Here is a 17,736-nt window from a genome sequence, read left to right as displayed (position 1 = left end):
TGCGACGCCGAGCCCGATACGCTCGAAAACGTGATCATCTGGCTGAACGGCACCTTCGGAGTCGGAAAGACCACGACAGCAGGGGAATTGGCCGCACTGCTGCCCGCTCGGCTTGCTCATCACTGTCAGTCGAATCTTCCCCACCGTTGTCCTCAGCTGCGGCGCAACCCCCGTTCGCGGCACATGTGCTGCCTGGTACAGCCTCAGGTTCCGGGTCGCAAATCGTCGGTCGGTACACCTCCTGTCGACGGGTCCACGCCGCAGCCGCGGCGTGCTCGGCGACATGTTTGCTCCACTCCCACATAACCAGTCCCCCTCAGGATCGAAATCACTTGCGCACACGCGGTTTACAGACAGCCCGCCCCGCGCTGATGCGTCGTGATCACGATATGAGCGCGCTCCTTCTCGATCGAGAAGCCGCACCGGCTCACACCCTGAACCCCCTGGTCCACCGGCCGGACAGGAATTCCGGACCGGACCCCGGGATTCCGGACCGGAACGCAAAGATCGGCTGACCTGGGACTACGATCGCGGGACAGTCATCACACGCGGACAACGCCCAGGCAGGAGTCCCATGTGTCGCTTGTTCGGTTTGTCGGCCGCACCGCAGCGAGTGCGGGCCACATTCTGGTTGCTGGATGCTCCGGACAGTCTGTCGATACAGAGCAGACGTGAACCCGATGGCGTCGGTCTCGGCACCTTCACCGCCGACGAAGCCCCACTGGTGGAGAAACAACCCATCGCCGCATACGAGGACGTCCAATTCGCTCGGGAAGCGCGCGAACGAGAATCGATGACGTTCGTCGCACACATCCGCTACGCCACCACAGGCGGCTTGCAACCACGCAACACCCACCCATTCGAACAACGTGGCCGCCTGTTCGCCCACAACGGTGTGCTGCACGGCCTCGACGAACTGGACTCCGAACTCGGCGACTACCTCGACCTGGTACACGGTGACACCGATTCCGAACGATTCTTCGCACTGATCACCCAACGCACGGACCAACACGACGGCGACGTCACCGCAGGCATCACCGACGCCGTCAGGTGGATCGCGGATCGCCTACCGGTCTACGCCCTCAACCTGGTACTCACCACGGCGACAAACCTATGGGCACTGCGCTACCCCGACACCCACGGCCTCTTCGTCCTCGAACGCGCCGCGGGCGGCCCGCAAGGCGATCGTCACCTGGACCAGGCCGGACGGGCCGGAATCCGCACCCGCAGCGGACACCTGCGCGACTTCCCAGCGGTCGTCGTAGCCAGCGAACGCACCGACGAGGACCCGTGCTGGCGAGCACTCGCCCCCGGCGAACTACTCCACGTCGACGACCACCTGCGCGTCCGATCCAGCACCGTACTGGATCACGCACCACGCCATCCGCTGACGCTGGCGCAACTCGATAACCGCGCCGCGGCAGCCCAGTCCGGGCGATGACCACCCGTCGTCCCCCTCGACGGCCGTCGCTGGATGCGCCTAGATCCCCGACGGCGACACGGCAGCGGCCGACTCCGCTATCGAGGGATGTCTGTCCCCGGTGCAAGACTCAGCGATGTGAGATGGGCGGTGGCGGAAACGGGCGACGGTGGTGCGCGCCTGTGTCCACTCGATCAGGACGGTCGGCCCGCGGGACCAGTGGTACGTGAGCCCTCGCTAGCTGAGGCAGTGCGCTCACGCCCGGAGGTCGAGCGGTGGGTGTGGCGGTCCACGGCCGAGATCTACCGGCCGTTGTCGGCGGCGGGGGTGCGGGTCGAGCGGTGCTATGACGTGCAGGCCGCGGAGGCGCTGCTGATCGGACATGAGGAGGGACAGTCGGGGCAGGCTCGCTCGTTGGCGGCGGCCTGGGCACGACTGCACAACCTGCCTGTCCCGCCGGATGCGCCCACACGTGCCGCCGAGACCCAGCCATCGCTATTCGAATCGGGTCCGGTACCTCTGCCACCAGGCACGGATGAGTTCGACGCTCTGCTGGCGGTCTACGCGGGTCAGCTAGCACGTACGGCGAAGACCGAACATCCGGAGCGGATGCGGCTGCTTCTCGCTGCCGAATCGGCGGGCATACTGGTTGCCACGGAGATGTCCCGAACCGGTATACCCTGGCGCGCCGACGTCCACCGCGAGTTGCTGGAAAAGCTGCTGGGTGAGCGGTTTCCGGGCGGGATGGAGCCGCGCCGGATGGCGGAGTTGGCGGATGAAGTGTCGCGGGCATTCGGGGAAAGTGTGCGCGTTCGGCCAGACCTGCCCAACGACATCATCAGAGCCTTCGCCCGCGTCGGGATCTTGTTGTCCTCCACCCGAAAATGGGAGCTCCAGCGGATCGACCACCCTGCGGTTGCGCCGTTGCTCGCGTACAAATCGCTGTACCGCTTGTACACCGCCCACGGCTGGTCCTGGCTCGAGCAGTGGGTGCACGGCGGCCGCTTTCGTCCCGAATATCTGCCCGGCGGAACGGTTTCCGGCCGCTGGACCACCAATGGTGGCGGCGCCCTGCAGATTCCCAAGGTGATCCGTCAAGCGATACGCGCGGACCCGGGATGGCGGCTGGTGGTCGCCGACGCCGACCAAATGGAGCCACGAGTACTTGCCGCGATCTCCCGCGACCCGGGATTGATGGAGGTTGCCGGTCGCGGCGAAGACCTATACGCCGGTGTCTTCGGCGGCGACCGCGCCCAGGCCAAAATCGCCCTGCTGGGCGCCATCTACGGCCAGACCTCCGGCGATGCCCTGACCCACATGGCCGAACTCCGCCGACGTTATCCGGCCGCGGTGGCATATGTCGACGACGCTGCCCGCGCCGGTGAAGAGGGCCGCTTGGTGCGCACTTGGCTGGGCCGCACCTGCCCGCCAGCCTCCATCGCATCGCCAGAGGCGGAGGCGCAGGCGGAGGGGGGATATGGCAGTACCTCCGCCACGCGTGCTCGTGGCCGCTTCACGCGCAACTTCGTCGTGCAGGGCAGCGCCGCCGACTGGGCCCTGCTGGTGCTGGCGGGCGTACGTCATGCGATGACACACGCCGGACTCCGCGCCGAACTGGTCTTCTTCCAACACGACGAGGTAATCGTGCACTGCCCCGCCGAGGAAGCCCCGACGGTCGCCGAAATGATCGCGACCGCGGCCGAGACCGCAGGCCGGATCGCCTTCGGGACGACACCGGTGCGGTTCCCGTTCACGACAGCGGTGGTGGAGTGCTATTGGGACGCCAAGTGAGATTCCCACGCGAACCCATCCGGATCGGTGAAGGCGCCTGCATTGCCAGCGATGACGATCCGATGCGACCCGGTTCCCTCCTGGGACACACCGGCATCCTTGGCGGCGGCACGTCGTCCGTAGAGCGCCAGCTTGATCGAGGATGCGGGGGTGTCGAACTCGACATACTTGCTGCCGAAGCTCTTTGCCACGGTCAGGCCCCGATCGACGTAGAACTGCTTGGTCGCCTTGACATCGTCGACCCCGAGCAGAACCACGAAATCGTCGATCTCACGGGTGGCCGGGCCGGTGTCCTTCTTCGACGACGTCGCGATCTTCCAGATCGCCCCATCCGGAGCCTGGACGACGCCGCCGTAGCCCCAGAAGCTCTTCTTGGCAGGCTTCACTATCGTCGCGCCCGCGTCGACAGCGGTGCCGATGAGGTTGTCGACGGTACTCGGCTGCGAAACCACGAGCGACAGGATGAAGCCACGAAAGCCGGTCGTCGGCGCCTCCGATGCGCGGACGCGCAGCTTGTCGCCGAGACCGAACGCGGCGGTGTAGAAGGCCTCTGCGGCCGCGGTGTCGGGCACCTCGAGGATGACGGATTCGATAGCGGCTTGGTTAACGGTGATGTTCATGTCAGCAACGCTATTTTCTACCCCGTAACCGGCGCTTCTCGATTCCTGATCGCTTCCGGTCCGCGCTCTGGATCAGATCCGGGCCGTGACTGTGTCCCACCGCCATCGCCCACACGCCCGATGATCGGGTGATAGTCGTGCAGATGGGCACTGCCACTTGATATTTCACGATCGCGCACGGTGGAGTCGAGCCACCGACGACGTCATTCGATATCGAAGACGAACGAATACCAATCTCCAGACAGCTTTTCGAACCGTCGCCCGCCACTGCCTACCGGTTCGCTATCGGGCGAATAGACCCAACCGCGGACAGTCGAACCCACGAAACCATCGGCCTCATAGAAGTAGACGCGCCCATCGGACTCACGGTGAACCAAACTGATGTCGAGCCCGCCGGGACTCACGTCGCGGCGGGTACTCGGGCCATCCTCGCGCAGCATCTCGACCGCGACACCTTCCATCTCCGCCCGTGCGGAGCCGAAGCTCGCAGGCCGAAGAATCAACCCGGCTACCAGCCCCGCGACCACAATCAACGGCACCGCAGCGACTTTCCAGGACCACCGATGCTCTCGCCCGAGCAGATACAGCGTCTTGATCGCCCACCTCAGGAGCGAAACACCCAGCAGAACCCCGCCGATCACCAGAACTACAAGCTGATCAGGACCGGTTAAGTTCCCAACGAACGGAGCCCAGTCGAGGTGGACGCACAGAAGAAACGCAACACCAACGATTGCCCCGGTCAGGACTATGGAACCCGGCGCCGTGGCAGCGCCTTGCCCGCCGTCGGACTGCCCATGATGAGCGAATGATGTTTCGATCGGGAATCCTGTCTCGACTACTGCAACCAACGCATGACTCGCGCTCAGTGATCCCTCAACCGAACGGCGAACTCGGCCGGGCCAGGCTCCGGTGGCCGGTAGGGTCGCTATATACCCAGGCGCTCCATCCCCCAGTCCAACGCGGCATTCTCGTCGCTGGCCGGGATAGCGCGGGTGTAGTACATCGGAGGCGTAATCCACCGCCACCGACGCCAGCCACGCAGTGGGCGCACGGCCCACCCACCGAACTCCCGACGCACCGGGTAGCCGGTTGCTGCACTCGGCGCTAAGCGTTCGGTCAACACCCCGATATCGCGCCGGAGCCAGTACCAACGCTGTGACCAGGTACCTCGTCGGAGCTTCATTACCGGTCCCGTCTTTCAGCAAGTGATGATGGGGGCATGGTCTGCGTCCCGGGTGAGCTGACAGTCACACCATTCACGGCCACCCACATCGTAGCCACGCCCTGCCATGCTCCGGGCTCACATTGGGTCCAAGTCGCGATGTTGAGGCGCGGATCGGGCATCTTGGAATCGGTTGCGGCCGCATAATTCGCAAGGTGAAGTACCACGTTCGGCAGCCACTACTGGCTGTTGGATTGCCAGGCCGACGGCTAAAGCGGCGCCGATCGTAAGGAATTGGACGAGTTTGGTCATGACTTCCCCTGAGAATGACCGAACCGCGACGTTCGCCCGGCGGTTAGTTGCAAGGTCTGTTCCCCTGTAATCCCTTGGTGGGCAGCAAATCTCGCGTACAGGCAACGGCCGCCGATCACACTCATGACCTTTCTGTGTCGTGAACGCTGGTCGGCATGACGGTGATCGCGTCGTCTTTATCCAAATCCGCGTCCAAATCGGAAATCCAGCCGTTTTCGTCAACCCGGCTCAGCCAGCCATCGGAGAACCGCTCATAGATCGGAGTGCTGTCAGTAGGCGCGAGCGCGAGCTTGTGGCGAGTGTCCTCATGGAAGACGGCGAGCAATGCCCGCACGGATGGGGCGATTTCGCTTCGATGGGACAGATCTATCTCGACCATCTGATCTACGCCTCCAACGAGTTCGGCAGGTCCGTCAGATTGATCAGCGCTGCCCAGTAGTCGTCACGAAGCGCGTCCCACAGGTCGCCGTGCTTGGGAAGTAACTCCCGAGCAGCGGCCAGATCTGGGTACGGCTCGAATATGACTGTTCCCGGTTGCACTTCCGGAAGCGGTGTGCGCGAAGGCAAGCGGTACGCGGTGAAAGATTCGGAAATGAATTGCACGCGCACGATGCGCGCGGACTTCCCCGCCAACCGCCACACCGCGACCTTGCGTCCATCCCGAGTTCGACTGGTGCGCAACCTATCTCGGCGCATCACACCCCTTTCTGGTTGGTACGCCCGATGCCGGAGGAATCGACACCCCGGCACCGAGACGACTGTGCGGACACAGACCGCTCGGCCCACTCACGAACCGCATCCGCGAACATCTCGACCACATCCACAGGTGCGCCGCTATATCCCGCTACCGGCCCGATTAACGGAACACGTTGCGGCAGACTTGCATTCGTCATGGTTTCCTCCCGCCGATGTTGCGATCGTGGTACCCGACGCCGAGAGATGTACGCCATGATCGCGGGCTCGGATCAGCGGATGACATCGGAGAGACGGCCGAGTGCCGCGCGGAACGGCCGGCACGGCGGTCCACGTCCGCTATGAGTAGTGACGATGGACGGGGCTTGCTCCCGGTCGATGTCCTCGATGAGAGCTGCGCACCGCAGTCGCGAGTCGTCAGTTCTGCGATGTCCAATCGCGTCGGCATCTTGTCCCCTCTTACGGCAATCGATGCAGCCCCGGCAGTAGCGTCCAACCGCGTGCCTAGAGCTCGGACATCTCGCGCATTGGATGGAAATTGCCTGCGACCTGCGTCAGGTGTTGAAATGAGCCTGCAGCAAAGGAATCGGTCCATAACAGTGCGGAACCGGCGTGAGAATGGTTAAGAGCGGGTAATTTGCTGTTCTGCACTGGTCTACATGTCGCGTCGGCATTTCGACAACTCGCCGATCTCGGGCCCTTGCCAGCGCTTGCAGCCGGGACGAACGGAAACTGACTCACATGGCTGAAGGTTCAACGCATGATCATTGGTGGTGGCGTCCAGGTTGGAGAGTGGGCCGGTCGTTCTATACCTGGCACGTGACCTTCACCGACAACTCCCAGGTTCGACGTCTCGTCGACCTGTTCGAACCAATGCTGGCGCAAATTCCGACGATGGACCCTGTTGGCAAAGAGGGACTACACATCACGATCCAGGGCATCGGGTTCACCGATGAGGTCGCGGCGCGAGACACCGAGCGAATCGCTGATGCCGCCGCCGAACACCTTTCCCGGCGTCAACCGTTCGACGCGCGGATCGGGCCGCCCACAGTGGATGCAGAAACCGTCGGGATGCCGATTTCGAACACCGAAAGCTTCCAGCAAGTGCGCCACGCGCTCCAACAAGCCATCGCGGACGTGTGGGGCATCGACAACGTGCCCGAACGCCACGACCGGTTTCAACCCCACCTCACTCTCGCCTACTCCACCGGCGCGGCACCGATGGCCGTCCTGCGTGACCTACTCACCCGAAATCAGTTGAGCGACATCGAGGTTGTCGAGCAGGTGAAAGCCGTATCACTGATCGAGCTGAATCGGGACAACCACAAATATGAATGGCGCGAGATCGCCAAGGTGCCGCTGGGCACCACCAACTCAGCCGGAATCCAGTAACAGTTCGACGCTGTCGACTATCACTGGTACCCCAGGAACACACCGAGATCGAACGGACGACTAGTACCGATACGCTCGAACCGACGGTCTTCACACCTGGGGGGGTCGATTGCGATGTCAGAACACCGCGAGGCGGAGGTCAGGTTGCGGCTCGCGGACGCTCGTGCCCGCCTGCTGTCGACCGGCGAGACGTTCGCACGCGCCGAGGGCGGTCGCGAACCAGAGCGCTCGGAAGTATTCCGAGCCGCTCAGAACGAGATCCACGCGGCAGAGCAAGCCCGCAATCGTCTGCTCGTCGAGCTGATCGGCGACGCTGAAACAGTGCCGATCGAGCTGGCAAAGCGACTCGGGCTGACCGGGCGCGAGGCCGCGCACATCATCGACACCGCGCGAGCGGGTTCGCAGCGGATGAAGGCTCACCTGTTGGGAGAAGCATCGAACTCCGAGACCGCCCGGCCCGTCTGGACTAGCGAGACGGACTCGAAGCAGTAGGCGCTTCTCCCTTTTCGCTCCCCGAGCGGTGGGCACCGTGCCCGGTGCGATCTCTGACACGATGGGCAACCGATGAACGCCACCACCGAAATCATCGCCCGCGCTGTCATCCGTGACGGCGCTCGGATACTCGTGGCACGCGAACGCGGCAAAAGCTGGGTCTTCCTCCCCGGCGGGCACGTCGAGCCCGGCGAACCGGTCGAATCCGCACTGATCCGCGAACTCGCCGAAGAACTCGGGACCGCCAGCAGGATCGTCGGCTTCGCCGGTGTAGTCGAGCACGGGTACAGCGATCGTGGCACTGCACACCACGAAGTCAATCTCATCTTCAATGCCGAACTCGACGGCACACCGGTCAGCCAAGAAGACCATCTCGAATTCGATTGGCTCCCAATCGATCAGATCGACAGAACCGACCTGCGCCCAGCAGCTGTGAAAACCGTCGTCGCACGGGGCACGCGGGCGTTCTGGCACGGCTGGAAGGCCGACGAATAGCACGGCTGCAAATGCGGCAAATCAGGCCAGCATTCGTGATTCGTCCAGCGCTGGCGGCGACCGAGCTACCCTGAATTGATGCGATCCCGGTTCCGTCGGTACGTCCTGGCCGCGCTCGCCGCCGCCGCGTCGACCTTGTTGCTCTGCACAAACTCCTCCGCCGTCCCGCCGATCCGCTCGAACGCCCTACCGGCACTCGACTCGGATTTCCTCTGGGGTGTCGCTTCCTCCGGATTTCAGTCCGAAGGTCATGCGCCGGACAGCAATTGGACGCGTTACATCGCGAATTCCGGTGCCGACGCACTGCAGGATTCGGTCGACTTCTACGACCGATACGCCTCCGACATCGACCTGGCGGCCGCGCTGGGTGTGAAGGTGTTCCGGATCGGAATCGAATGGGCTCGTGTGCAACCCACGCCGGGCACCTGGGATGCGGGCGCGTTCGGTTTCTACGACGCGGTGATCGCGAAGATCGTGGCTTCCGGGATGCGACCGATGATCACCCTGGACCACTGGGTCTACCCCGGCTGGGCGGCCGACCGCGGCGGCTGGCGCAACCCGGGCATGGTCGGGGATTGGCTGGCCAATATGCGTACGGTCGTCGACCGCTACGCATCGCGAAATCCATTGTGGGTCACCGTGAACGAGCCGGTCGCCTACATCGTGCACGAGACCAGCCGAGGCGCGGCGAGCGGGCCCGAGATGCTCGACCGCCTCGCGCAGGCCCACAACGCCATCTACGACTACATCCACGAGGTCGAGCCCGGTGCTCAGGTGACCAGCAACGTCGGTTACGTCGCGGGCTCGGAGGCGCAGGTCAACGGCGAGTTCGTCGATCGTATCGCGAACCGGCTCGACTACGTGGGCGTCGACTACTACTTCGCCTACGATCCGGTGCAGTCGCTGCTGAGTTCCATCACCAGGGCCATCGGGTCGGCGATGCCGCAGCTGCCCGGACAACGCATCTGGGAGCTGCCCGTGCGCACCGAGGGCATTTACTATGCGCTGCAATACTATTCGCGCCGCTTCCCGAACAAACCGCTCTACATCGTGGAGAACGGCATGCCCACCGAAAACGGCATCCCCCGCGGCGACGGCTACACCCGCAGCGATCACCTCCGCGACACCGTCTACTGGATCCAACGCGCCAAAGCTGACGGCATGAACGTCATCGGATACAACTACTGGAGCCTCACCGACAACTACGAATGGGGCAGCTACACACCACGTTTCGGCCTCTACACCGTCGACGTGCGCACCGACCCTTCCCTCACCCGCCGCCCCACCGACGGCGTCGGCACCTACACCCAGCTCATCGCAGCAGGCGGCCTCCCCGCCGACTACCGCCCCACCCGTCCCCCATCGTTCTGCGTCCTCGTCGACCCACCGGCCAGCTGCCTGAGCCCGGTCGCAAACCCGTAGCCTGCGGCACCGACTGCCTATTGCCGATGACTTTCCTAGATTTGCCGAGTGTTGCGTCGTGGCGGCACGTAGGGGCTCGAACGGGTTTCGAGGTCGCTTACTTCACCGCAGACCATGGCGGACGGCGGGTTGCGGGCGTCACCACGGCCACCGAGGGCAGTCAATCCTGGATTGTGGACTATGTGATCGACGTGGACCAATCGTGGTTGACCAGGTCAGCGCGAATCACCGGCCGGACTGAGGGCGTAACCCGCACCATCGTTATCGAGGCGGATGGCATAGGCCACTGGCAGATCGATGGGGTGCCCGCGCCGCATCTGCGTGGTTGTCTGGATCTGGACCTGGAGGCGTCAGCGGTGACCAATACCTTTCCGGTGCACCGGCTGAGCCTGCCGATCGGACATGCGGCGGCCGCACCGGCCGCATACGTCCGAGCGGTCGGGCTTGCGGTAGACCACTTGGAGCAGACGTATTCGCGTGCCAGCGAACAGGTTTACGACTATGCCGCCCCCGCATTCGACTTCGCCTGCAGCCTCACCTACGACCAACACGGCCTGATCCTCGACTATCCAGGCATCGCAACGCGTGTCCAATGAGACCGACACGTCCCCATCACAACTGGCCCAGGCATGCGCGCGGGGCATGACCCATCTGTCGACAGTGCTCGACCGCGCGCGCCGCGACGGGACGCTACGCGCCGACGCCACCGACGACGACGTGGTGAAGCTTGTCTGGGCCCTGTCGCTGCTCGGTGACAACGCCGGCGAATCGGCATGGCAGCGATCCCTGCGGTTCGTGCTGGACGGACTCCACGCTTCCTGAAGCCCACCGCGTCGCAACGACCTACACTCTCGCGCAGCATCTCTCGTGTGAACACCGGGAATTGCGCACGCCATCGTCCGCGGTCAGGCGCTTGCGGGTGTTTGCACGGCTATTTCGCCACCCAGTTCATAGCCGCCACTCAGCTCCAGTCCGTCGCCACTCCAAAACCGACCGGGGTCATACCAATTGGGGCTTCGCTGTTGCGATAACAGTCCCATCGACTGGTAGGTCGCGGCCACGATCTCCGCGCAATACGCGTTTTCCAACTCCTGGACAACCGCTCGACCCGCCCGGCGGCGTGGGAGCCGCACTCGACCGCGTAGCCATCGTCCAGCAAGACCGGCGGTGGAAGGAAAGGGAGTTCCATCGAGTCGAGCGATGGTGCGCAGCACGCCGTCTTCCATCTCTTTGGTTGCCGGACGGTTCAATTGGCGCAACCACGCCTGCTGACCGTAGCGATGTGTCCACACCAACACCGCGTCACGCAGGTTGTGCAACTGCACGCCGCGGTGCGCCACACCCGACCACATGTCGGGCAGTGATCGACCGAGCTCCGCATGCCAGATCAACGCGGGCAGATCATCGAGCACAACCGACATTCCCACATGGTTCACCGGACTGTTCGTCGTCATCCGAATCGCACGGTCGGCCGTCGAATGCCCACGGAACAACCAGATATCGCCAGTTCTGGTGAGCTCGAGCGCCCGATCGAGACTGATGCTCGTCCCCGTCATGGACGTAGCCTATTCGTATGAGGTGGTGGAAGGCAGTGGGATTGGCAGGTGCCGCCGGTGTAGTCGCAACCGGTGTAGTGATCGTGCGCGCCGAACGACGCCGCCGCGCCTACACTCCGGACCAAGTCCGCGAACAACTACACGTGCGATTCGCTCGAGCAACCTCGACCGAGGAACCCGTCACTCCCCTCCCTCAGGACACCCCCGGCATCCGAAGCCGAATCCGCCGGCTGTTTCAACGCCGACAAGCCGGTCGGCAAGGGTGAAGCCAGGCCAGCGGCTCACTTACCTGCGGCATCAGCACAACAGCTGACTGTCGAATTCCGCCCCTGGCCATGCTCGTGGCCTCGCAAAGAATTTTCGGCGGCGCGTCGATCTTCGACGTTCCCCGTTCGACTAAGGGGTGAGAGGGTCCGAGAGGGACCCGACTAGTCGAGGAGACAAACCCATGAAGTACATGCTGATCTGGCGCGCCACCGACGAGGCCTATGCGGGGATGGCGAATATCGACTTCGACAAGATGCTGGAGACCGTTGGTCGGTACAACGAGGAGATGATCCGGGCGGGCGTGCTGGTCGCCGCGGAGGGGCTCGATGATGCCGCCGATGGCGTGGTCGTCGACTATTCCACGGAGACGCCCGTGGTCACCGACGGACCGTACGGCGAGACCAAGGAGCTGTTCGGCGGGTTCTACATTCTCAACGTGGCATCGAAGGAGGAAGCCGTGGAGTGGGCCAAACGGTCGCCGATCACCGGTCCCGGCTTCAAGACCGAGATCCGCCGGGTCACCACGATCGATGAGTTCCCGCAGGACAACGAGTGGATCCAGAAAGAACGGAAGTGGCGGGAAGCGACCGGTCAGCTCTGAGCGGATCGAACGGCGATGGCTGATCACACCGACCGTGCGGCCGTCGCCGCCATCTGGCGGATCGAGTCGGCGCGGATCGTCGGTGCGCTCGCGCGGTACACCGGCGATTTCGCGCTGGCCGAGGACCTCGCCCAGGAGGCGCTGGCCGAGGCCCTGGTGACATGGCCACGTGACGGCGCGCCGCGCAACCCCGCGGGGTGGTTACTCACGGTCGGGCGGCGTCGGGCGATCGACGCGTTCCGCCGGCGTTGCGCCCTCGACGAGAGATATGCCGCCCTCGCCCGGGATCTGGGCGAGGGCGATGTGGTCTCCGGGAGCGAACCCACTCGCGAGTCCGAGGACATGCTGTGGGATCCGGACCGGATCGATGACGACGTGCTCGCATTGATGTTCATCTCCTGCCACCCCGTGTTGTCCCGGGAGGCGAGGGTGGCACTCACCCTACGGGTGGTCGGCGGTCTGACCAGCGATGAGATCGCCAAGGCGTTCCTCGTGCCGACTGCCACCGTGCAGGCCAGGATCACCCGCGCGAAGAAGACCTTGGCGGCGGCGCGGGTGCCGTTCGAGGTGCCGTCGGCCCAAGAGCGAGCCGAGCGCCTCGGCTCGGTGCTCAGCGTGATCTATCTGATCTTCACCGAAGGTTCCTCGGCCAGCTCCGGTGGCGAGCTGATCCGATTCGAGCTCGCGGGCGAGGCACAGCGGCTCGCGCGGGTGCTGGCCCGGCTGGTGCCGAACGAGTCCGAGGTCTTTGGTCTGCTCGCGCTGCTCGAACTGACCGCGGCGCGCTTCCCGGCCCGCACCGGATCGGATGGTGAGCCGATCTTATTGGAGCAGCAGGACCGTCGTCGCTGGGACCGCGCCGCGATCCGCCGGGGGCGGGCTGCCCTTGCCCGCGCGGGGCAGGTCGGCCGTGGCCTCGGGGCCTACGGCTTGCAGGCGGCGATCGCCGAATGTCATGCCGTCGCAGCCTCGGTCGAGACGACGAACTGGGAGCGCATCGTGGTCATTTACGAGGCGCTCGGCAGACTGGCCCCGTCGCCGGTGGTCGACCTCAACCGGGCGGTGGCGGTCTCGATGGCCCAGGGACCCGCCGCGGCGCTGCCGATCGTGGACAGGTTGGCGGCGGGTGGGGCGCTGTCGAATTCGCATCTGCTGTCGAGCGTTCGCGGTGAGCTGCTCACCCGCCTGGGACGCACCGATGAGGCGCGCGCCGAACTGGAGCGCGCGGCAAAGCTGTGCGGCAACGAGCGCGAGCGGACGGTGCTGCGGCGCAAGCTCGCCGAACTCGGCTGAGCGCCATACCACCGCCTGTTTCTGCATTTTTGCAGACCGTACCTGCGCATTTCTCTCTTGTCTGGACGCAACGGGCCCTCGATACTCGCCAAGCGAGCCTTGTGCGGTGCGTCACATGCATCGGGCAGCCTCGTGCGGAGAGAAAGATGAGGAACCACGAGATGACGTCCACCAGCACGGAAACCGGCCCCGAAAAGGCTGAAGCAATCAGCCGTGAGAAGGGCCTTGCGCGGGTTGCGCAGTCACTGGCCAGGTGGACGGAGAAGTGGTTCCCGGACGCCTACGTCGTCGCACTGGCGGGTGTATTCATTGTGGCCGTCGCCGCACTGGCCAATGGCTCGTCGCCGCGAACAGTAGCGAACGCCTTCGGCGACGGCTTCTGGGATCTGACCGCGTTCACCCTCCAGATGGCAATGGTGGTGCTCACCGGATACGTCATCGCCACCTCCCCACCTGTCGCCCGGCTGATCGACCGACTCGCCACCGTGCCGCAAACTGCCAGCAGCGCAGTGAGTTTCGTGGCATTCCTGTCGATGTCGATATCGTTTCTGAACTGGGGACTCAGCCTGGTCTTCGGCGGTCTGCTGGCCCGTGCCATCGCCCGCCGGACCGATCTGCGCGTGGACTATCGCGCGCTGGGCGCGGCGGCGTTCATGGGGTTGGGCGCGGTGTGGGCGCTGGGAATATCCTCCTCGGCCGCGCAGCTACAGGCCACCGCAACCTCGTTGCCTCCGGCCCTGTTGAAAATCACGGGTGTCCTCGACTTCGGGCACACGATCTTCACCTGGCAGTCCCTGCTCATGTGCGCCCTAATCATGGCGCTCACGGTGGTTATCGCACACTTCTCGGCGCCGAAGGACGCGGCGATCAGGACCGCACAGGATCTGGACATCGATCTGGATGACCGGCCCGAGGACGTGACACCACGGTCCCGTCCCGGGGAATGGCTCGAGTACAGCCGTGTCCTGCCGATCCTTGCCGGGGTGATGACGGTGGGCTGGTTGATCTCCCAGTTCACAAGCAAACCGGTACTTACCGTGGTCAGCAGCCTGAATGGTTATCTGCTCGTCTTCCTCATGCTCGGCTTGGTGCTGCACGGGACCCCGCGTAAGTTCCTGCAGGCCATCTCCCTCGCCGTACCCGCCACGGCCGGAATTCTCGTGCAGTTCCCGCTGTACGCCGCCATGGCGGCGATCCTGACCAAAGCCAAAGGCCGGGGCGGACTCACCATCTCCGAACACCTCGCGCACTTCTTCACGAACATCGGCGGCGGCGGAAGCTTCGCCATCGTCATCGCCGTCTACACCGTCGTACTCGGCGTTTTCGTCCCGTCCGGCGGCGGAAAATGGCTGGTCGAAGCACCTTACGTCATGCAGGCATCAACCGATGTCCACATGAATCTCGGCTGGACGGTACAGATCTACAACGTGGCCGAGGCACTGCCGAACCTGATCAACCCGTTCTTCATGCTGCCGCTGCTGGCAGTGCTCAAATTGCGGGCACGCGACCTCGTCGGATTCACGTTCCTGCAGTTCCTATTCCACCTGCCGGTAGTACTGCTTCTCGTATGGTTGCTCGGAATGACATTCGAATACGTTCCCCCGATCCTGCCCACCACTCCATGACCCCTGCCCCGATACGAGTCCGCAATAGACCTCGTCGCCGAGTGGGAGGCCGGTTGGTTCCGGCCTCCCACCGTGGTTACCGCCGCGCGGCCGGGGTGGGCGGCATCCGACGTCGGCCCGTGGATTCCGATGTGCGGCTTGTCGATTCCCGCATCACGCTCGCTGCCTGTACGGTTCCTCGATAGCGGCCCACGTGCGGGTCCGAATGTGGCTGCGCCACAGTGTGTTTTCCTGCCGAACTGCGGTCCAACCGGTGTAGCGCGAACGCCGCGACGATCCCAATGAGCGTTAGTCCGATCCACACCGCCCAATCCAAGCCTGCTGCGCGGGCCGCACCCACCACAACGCCGGTGGCCAGATTGCCGACCAGGATTCCGATGCCGACCACGGTGTTGTAGAAGCCATAGTGGGTCGCCACCAGCTTTCCGCCGGACAGCGATACAACCGTGTCCATCTCGAACGGGAATACCGCGGCCGTGCCGACCGCGAGCAGCGCCGCCACCAGCAAAAGCACCGCTGCCGCGGCGGCCACACCGAATCGCCCCGGGCCAGGTACTACCGCCAATGGCACGAACGACACCGCCAGCACGCCCATACCGACGACCAGACTGCGCCCGGACCCCCACCTAGCACGGAACCACGCTGTGATACGTAATTGTCCGGCAACGGCAACCGCGCCCGACACCACGAACATCGCGGAGGTCAGCGTGTCCGAGCGAGCACCGGCGATGAATTCGGCCTGCAGCGGCAGCGCGAGATAGACCTGGAACGACAGCACGTAGGAACCGATCATCGCCACCGCGAATGCGACGAAACGCCGGTCGCCGAATACCGTGCGCCAATCCTCCAGCACGGTGGTTCGCTCCGTGGTCTGCTCGCCGCGCCGGGTCGGCAGCGCGCACACCTGCGCCACCGTCAGCCCAGCGAAGACCACCGCCGCCGCACCGGCCGTGACTCGGAAATCGAGCGCCATCAATGCCAATCCGACCAGCGGACCCGCCAGGATCCCCGCCTGGTAGAAGATGTTGAACACGGCGAACGCCGCTACCCTGCGCTCGCCGGTATCGGCGGCAAGGTACGCGCGCACCGCTGGATTGAACAGCGCGCCCGCGAAACCCGTTGCGGCCGAGGCGATCAGCAGTCCGGGCAATGAAGTCGCGAACACCAGTAGCACGAAACCTACTGTGCGCAAAAGACATCCAGCGACGATCAGCGGCTTGTACCCCAGGCGGTCAGCCAATGTGCCACCGACCAGGAACATGCCCTGTTGGGAAAAGTTGCGCACTCCGAGCACGAGCCCGACGGCCCACGCCGCCAGGCCCAATGGGCCCGCCAGATACCCGGCCAGGTACGGCATCAACATGTAGAAGCCGAGATTGATGCCGAACTGGTTGATCATCAGTAACCGCGCGGCGAGATCGAAGCTGCGGAACTTCGCGAATACCGTCACGCCGCTGGCCCCTTGTCCCGCACGAGGTTTCGTGGGTCGACGACTGTGCTGCAGCGGGTCCATGAGCGAACCACCCGCTCCGCTGGATGACCGATGGTGTCGGGCTCGATCGGTGGCGTGGCATCCAGCAGGCCGTGCTCCGCGCAGTACGCGTCGTTGTAGACGGTGTCGAAATATCGGTGTGGGCCGGCCGGGAAGACAGCGGCGATGCGGGTGCCCGCGTCATGCGTTCGCGCCGCCCAACCCGAAACCAACGCGACCGCACCGACACTCCATCCGCCGCTGGCATGGTGAGTCGCGGCCAGGGTTCGGCAAGCCCACACCGATTCCGAGGGTGCGACCCAGTGCACTTCGTCGAATGCGGCGTAGTCGACATTCGACGGATGGATGCTCGAACCGAGGCCGCGCATCAGGCGCGGACCCGCCGGTTGACCGAAAATGCTGGACGCCACCGTATCCACGCCGATCAGCTTCAGGTCCGGATTGAACGCGCGCAGCACCCGAGCCACCCCCGCCGAGTGCCCGCCGGTCCCGACCGCGCATACGAGCACATCGATCCGGCCGAGCTGCTGTACCAGTTCCAGCGCAAGGGATTCATAGCCGATGACATTGTCCGGATTGCTGTACTGATCCGGGCACCATGCGTCCGGCTCGCGATCGAGCAGTTCCGCGACCCGTTCGCGGCGGGCCTGCTGCCAGCCTCCGGTCGGATGCGGTTCGGATACCAGATCCACCCGCGCACCGTAGGCGGCGAGCATGCGCGCGACGATGGGCTCCAGTCCCGGATCGGTCACCACGGTGACCGGGTTCCGATAAACCATTCCGGCCAGCGCCAACCCGAGACCGAGTGTGCCGCTGGTAGATTCGATAATCCGCGCACCCGGCGCCAAATCACCACGTTGCTCGGCACGGCGCACCATATGCAGTGCGGGCCGGTCTTTCATCCCCCCGGGATTGAATCCCTCGAGCTTGGCCCAGAATCCGCGATCTGCGGGCGCCAGCGGCGCGCCGACCCACACCACCGGAGTGTTGCCCACCAAAGCTTGTGGATGTCGGGCCGCCATCGGTGCGGTGACCAGAGCCAGCGCGGGTGTCTCGACGCGCTTATCGAGCACGATCTTGTCCATGACTGTCGCTTCCTGTAT

General features: G+C 64.5%; 19 protein-coding genes. 11 read left to right on the top strand and 8 right to left on the bottom strand.

Annotation, left to right across the window (positions count from 1 at the left end):
- The first annotated feature begins 574 nt into the window (after window positions 1-574).
- Together ACIBJI_RS12815 and ACIBJI_RS12810 are read left to right on the top strand one after the other, a co-directional pair.
- Window positions 575-1,441: a class II glutamine amidotransferase gene (locus ACIBJI_RS12815; RefSeq protein ID WP_397084122.1), complete on the top strand. Its 867-nt coding sequence runs from the start codon at window positions 575-577 to the stop codon at window positions 1,439-1,441.
- A gap of 117 nt (window positions 1,442-1,558) precedes the next feature.
- Window positions 1,559-3,211, top strand: coding sequence for a bifunctional 3'-5' exonuclease/DNA polymerase (locus ACIBJI_RS12810; RefSeq protein WP_397084120.1), 1,653 nt, complete (start codon window positions 1,559-1,561; stop codon window positions 3,209-3,211).
- Here ACIBJI_RS12810 and ACIBJI_RS12805 read toward each other — a convergent pair.
- The 5 genes from ACIBJI_RS12805 to ACIBJI_RS12785 all read right to left on the bottom strand — a co-directional run bounded on the left by ACIBJI_RS12805 (window position 3,193) and on the right by ACIBJI_RS12785 (window position 6,001).
- A complete protein-coding gene (locus tag ACIBJI_RS12805) occupies window positions 3,193-3,831 on the bottom strand; it encodes a glyoxalase (RefSeq protein ID WP_364339444.1) in 639 nt (212 codons plus the stop codon). The two genes, ACIBJI_RS12810 and ACIBJI_RS12805, sit on opposite strands and share 19 nt — an antisense overlap.
- A 203-nt stretch (window positions 3,832-4,034) precedes the next feature.
- The gene (locus ACIBJI_RS12800; RefSeq protein WP_397084117.1) at window positions 4,035-4,679 is read right to left on the bottom strand and encodes a DUF1109 domain-containing protein; all 645 of its coding nucleotides are present in this window, start codon (window positions 4,677-4,679) and stop codon (window positions 4,035-4,037) included.
- Window positions 4,680-4,756: 77 nt separating this feature from the next.
- A complete protein-coding gene (locus ACIBJI_RS12795; RefSeq protein WP_397084115.1) occupies window positions 4,757-5,014 on the bottom strand; it encodes a hypothetical protein in 258 nt (85 codons plus the stop codon).
- 412 nt (window positions 5,015-5,426) lie between these two features.
- Complete coding sequence (locus tag ACIBJI_RS12790; protein WP_397084113.1) at window positions 5,427-5,684, bottom strand: hypothetical protein; 258 nt, start codon at window positions 5,682-5,684, stop codon at window positions 5,427-5,429.
- Window positions 5,685-5,689: 5 nt separating this feature from the next.
- Window positions 5,690-6,001, bottom strand: coding sequence for a hypothetical protein (locus ACIBJI_RS12785; RefSeq protein ID WP_364339436.1), 312 nt, complete (start codon window positions 5,999-6,001; stop codon window positions 5,690-5,692).
- Between the two features lie 816 nt (window positions 6,002-6,817).
- Between ACIBJI_RS12785 and ACIBJI_RS12780 the strand changes: the two genes are divergently transcribed.
- From ACIBJI_RS12780 to ACIBJI_RS12755, 6 genes are all read left to right on the top strand, one after another.
- Window positions 6,818-7,390, top strand: a complete 573-nt coding sequence (locus ACIBJI_RS12780) for a 2'-5' RNA ligase family protein (RefSeq protein ID WP_397084110.1) — start codon at window positions 6,818-6,820, stop codon at window positions 7,388-7,390.
- A 114-nt stretch (window positions 7,391-7,504) separates the two neighbouring features.
- Entirely contained in the window at window positions 7,505-7,882 is a 378-nt protein-coding gene (locus ACIBJI_RS12775; RefSeq protein ID WP_397084108.1) for a hypothetical protein, read from the top strand.
- Between the two features lie 72 nt (window positions 7,883-7,954).
- A complete protein-coding gene (locus ACIBJI_RS12770; RefSeq protein ID WP_397084106.1) occupies window positions 7,955-8,377 on the top strand; it encodes an NUDIX domain-containing protein in 423 nt (140 codons plus the stop codon).
- 78 nt (window positions 8,378-8,455) lie between these two features.
- Entirely contained in the window at window positions 8,456-9,799 is a 1,344-nt protein-coding gene (locus tag ACIBJI_RS12765; protein ID WP_364339428.1) for a family 1 glycosylhydrolase, read from the top strand.
- Between the two features lie 26 nt (window positions 9,800-9,825).
- Window positions 9,826-10,395, top strand: a complete 570-nt coding sequence (locus ACIBJI_RS12760) for a putative glycolipid-binding domain-containing protein (RefSeq protein WP_364339426.1) — start codon at window positions 9,826-9,828, stop codon at window positions 10,393-10,395.
- A gap of 46 nt (window positions 10,396-10,441) precedes the next feature.
- Window positions 10,442-10,621 (top strand): hypothetical protein, encoded by a 180-nt coding sequence (locus ACIBJI_RS12755; RefSeq protein ID WP_397084104.1) that lies wholly within the window; start codon window positions 10,442-10,444, stop codon window positions 10,619-10,621.
- An 83-nt stretch (window positions 10,622-10,704) separates the two neighbouring features.
- Here ACIBJI_RS12755 and ACIBJI_RS12750 read toward each other — a convergent pair whose 3' ends face one another.
- Complete coding sequence (locus ACIBJI_RS12750; RefSeq protein ID WP_364339422.1) at window positions 10,705-11,355, bottom strand: hypothetical protein; 651 nt, start codon at window positions 11,353-11,355, stop codon at window positions 10,705-10,707.
- Between the two features lie 448 nt (window positions 11,356-11,803).
- Between ACIBJI_RS12750 and ACIBJI_RS12745 the strand changes: the two genes are divergently transcribed.
- The 3 genes from ACIBJI_RS12745 (at window position 11,804) to ACIBJI_RS12735 (ending at window position 15,141) form a co-directional block, all read left to right on the top strand.
- Window positions 11,804-12,223 carry a YciI family protein gene (locus ACIBJI_RS12745; RefSeq protein WP_396955850.1) on the top strand — a complete coding sequence of 140 codons (420 nt, stop codon included), beginning with the start codon at window positions 11,804-11,806 and terminating at the stop codon, window positions 12,221-12,223.
- Window positions 12,224-12,238: 15 nt separating this feature from the next.
- Window positions 12,239-13,516 carry an RNA polymerase sigma factor gene (locus tag ACIBJI_RS12740; protein ID WP_397084101.1) on the top strand — a complete coding sequence of 426 codons (1,278 nt, stop codon included), beginning with the start codon at window positions 12,239-12,241 and terminating at the stop codon, window positions 13,514-13,516.
- A gap of 161 nt (window positions 13,517-13,677) precedes the next feature.
- Window positions 13,678-15,141: a short-chain fatty acid transporter gene (locus ACIBJI_RS12735; RefSeq protein ID WP_397084099.1), complete on the top strand. Its 1,464-nt coding sequence runs from the start codon at window positions 13,678-13,680 to the stop codon at window positions 15,139-15,141.
- A gap of 76 nt (window positions 15,142-15,217) precedes the next feature.
- Here ACIBJI_RS12735 and ACIBJI_RS12730 read toward each other — a convergent pair whose 3' ends face one another.
- Both ACIBJI_RS12730 and ACIBJI_RS12725 read right to left on the bottom strand, forming a co-directional pair.
- Window positions 15,218-16,591 (bottom strand): MFS transporter, encoded by a 1,374-nt coding sequence (locus ACIBJI_RS12730; protein WP_397084097.1) that lies wholly within the window; start codon window positions 16,589-16,591, stop codon window positions 15,218-15,220.
- A complete protein-coding gene (locus ACIBJI_RS12725) occupies window positions 16,588-17,718 on the bottom strand; it encodes a PLP-dependent cysteine synthase family protein (RefSeq protein ID WP_397084095.1) in 1,131 nt (376 codons plus the stop codon). Before ACIBJI_RS12725 ends, ACIBJI_RS12730 begins: the two co-directional genes overlap by 4 nt.
- Between the last annotated feature and the right edge of the window lie 18 nt (window positions 17,719-17,736).

The organism is Nocardia sp. NPDC050408 (assembly GCF_044458905.1).
Taxonomy (GTDB): Bacteria; Actinomycetota; Actinomycetes; order Mycobacteriales; family Mycobacteriaceae; genus Nocardia.
Note: the sequence above shows the minus strand (reverse complement) of the source record. Positions and strands in the feature narration are given on the sequence as shown.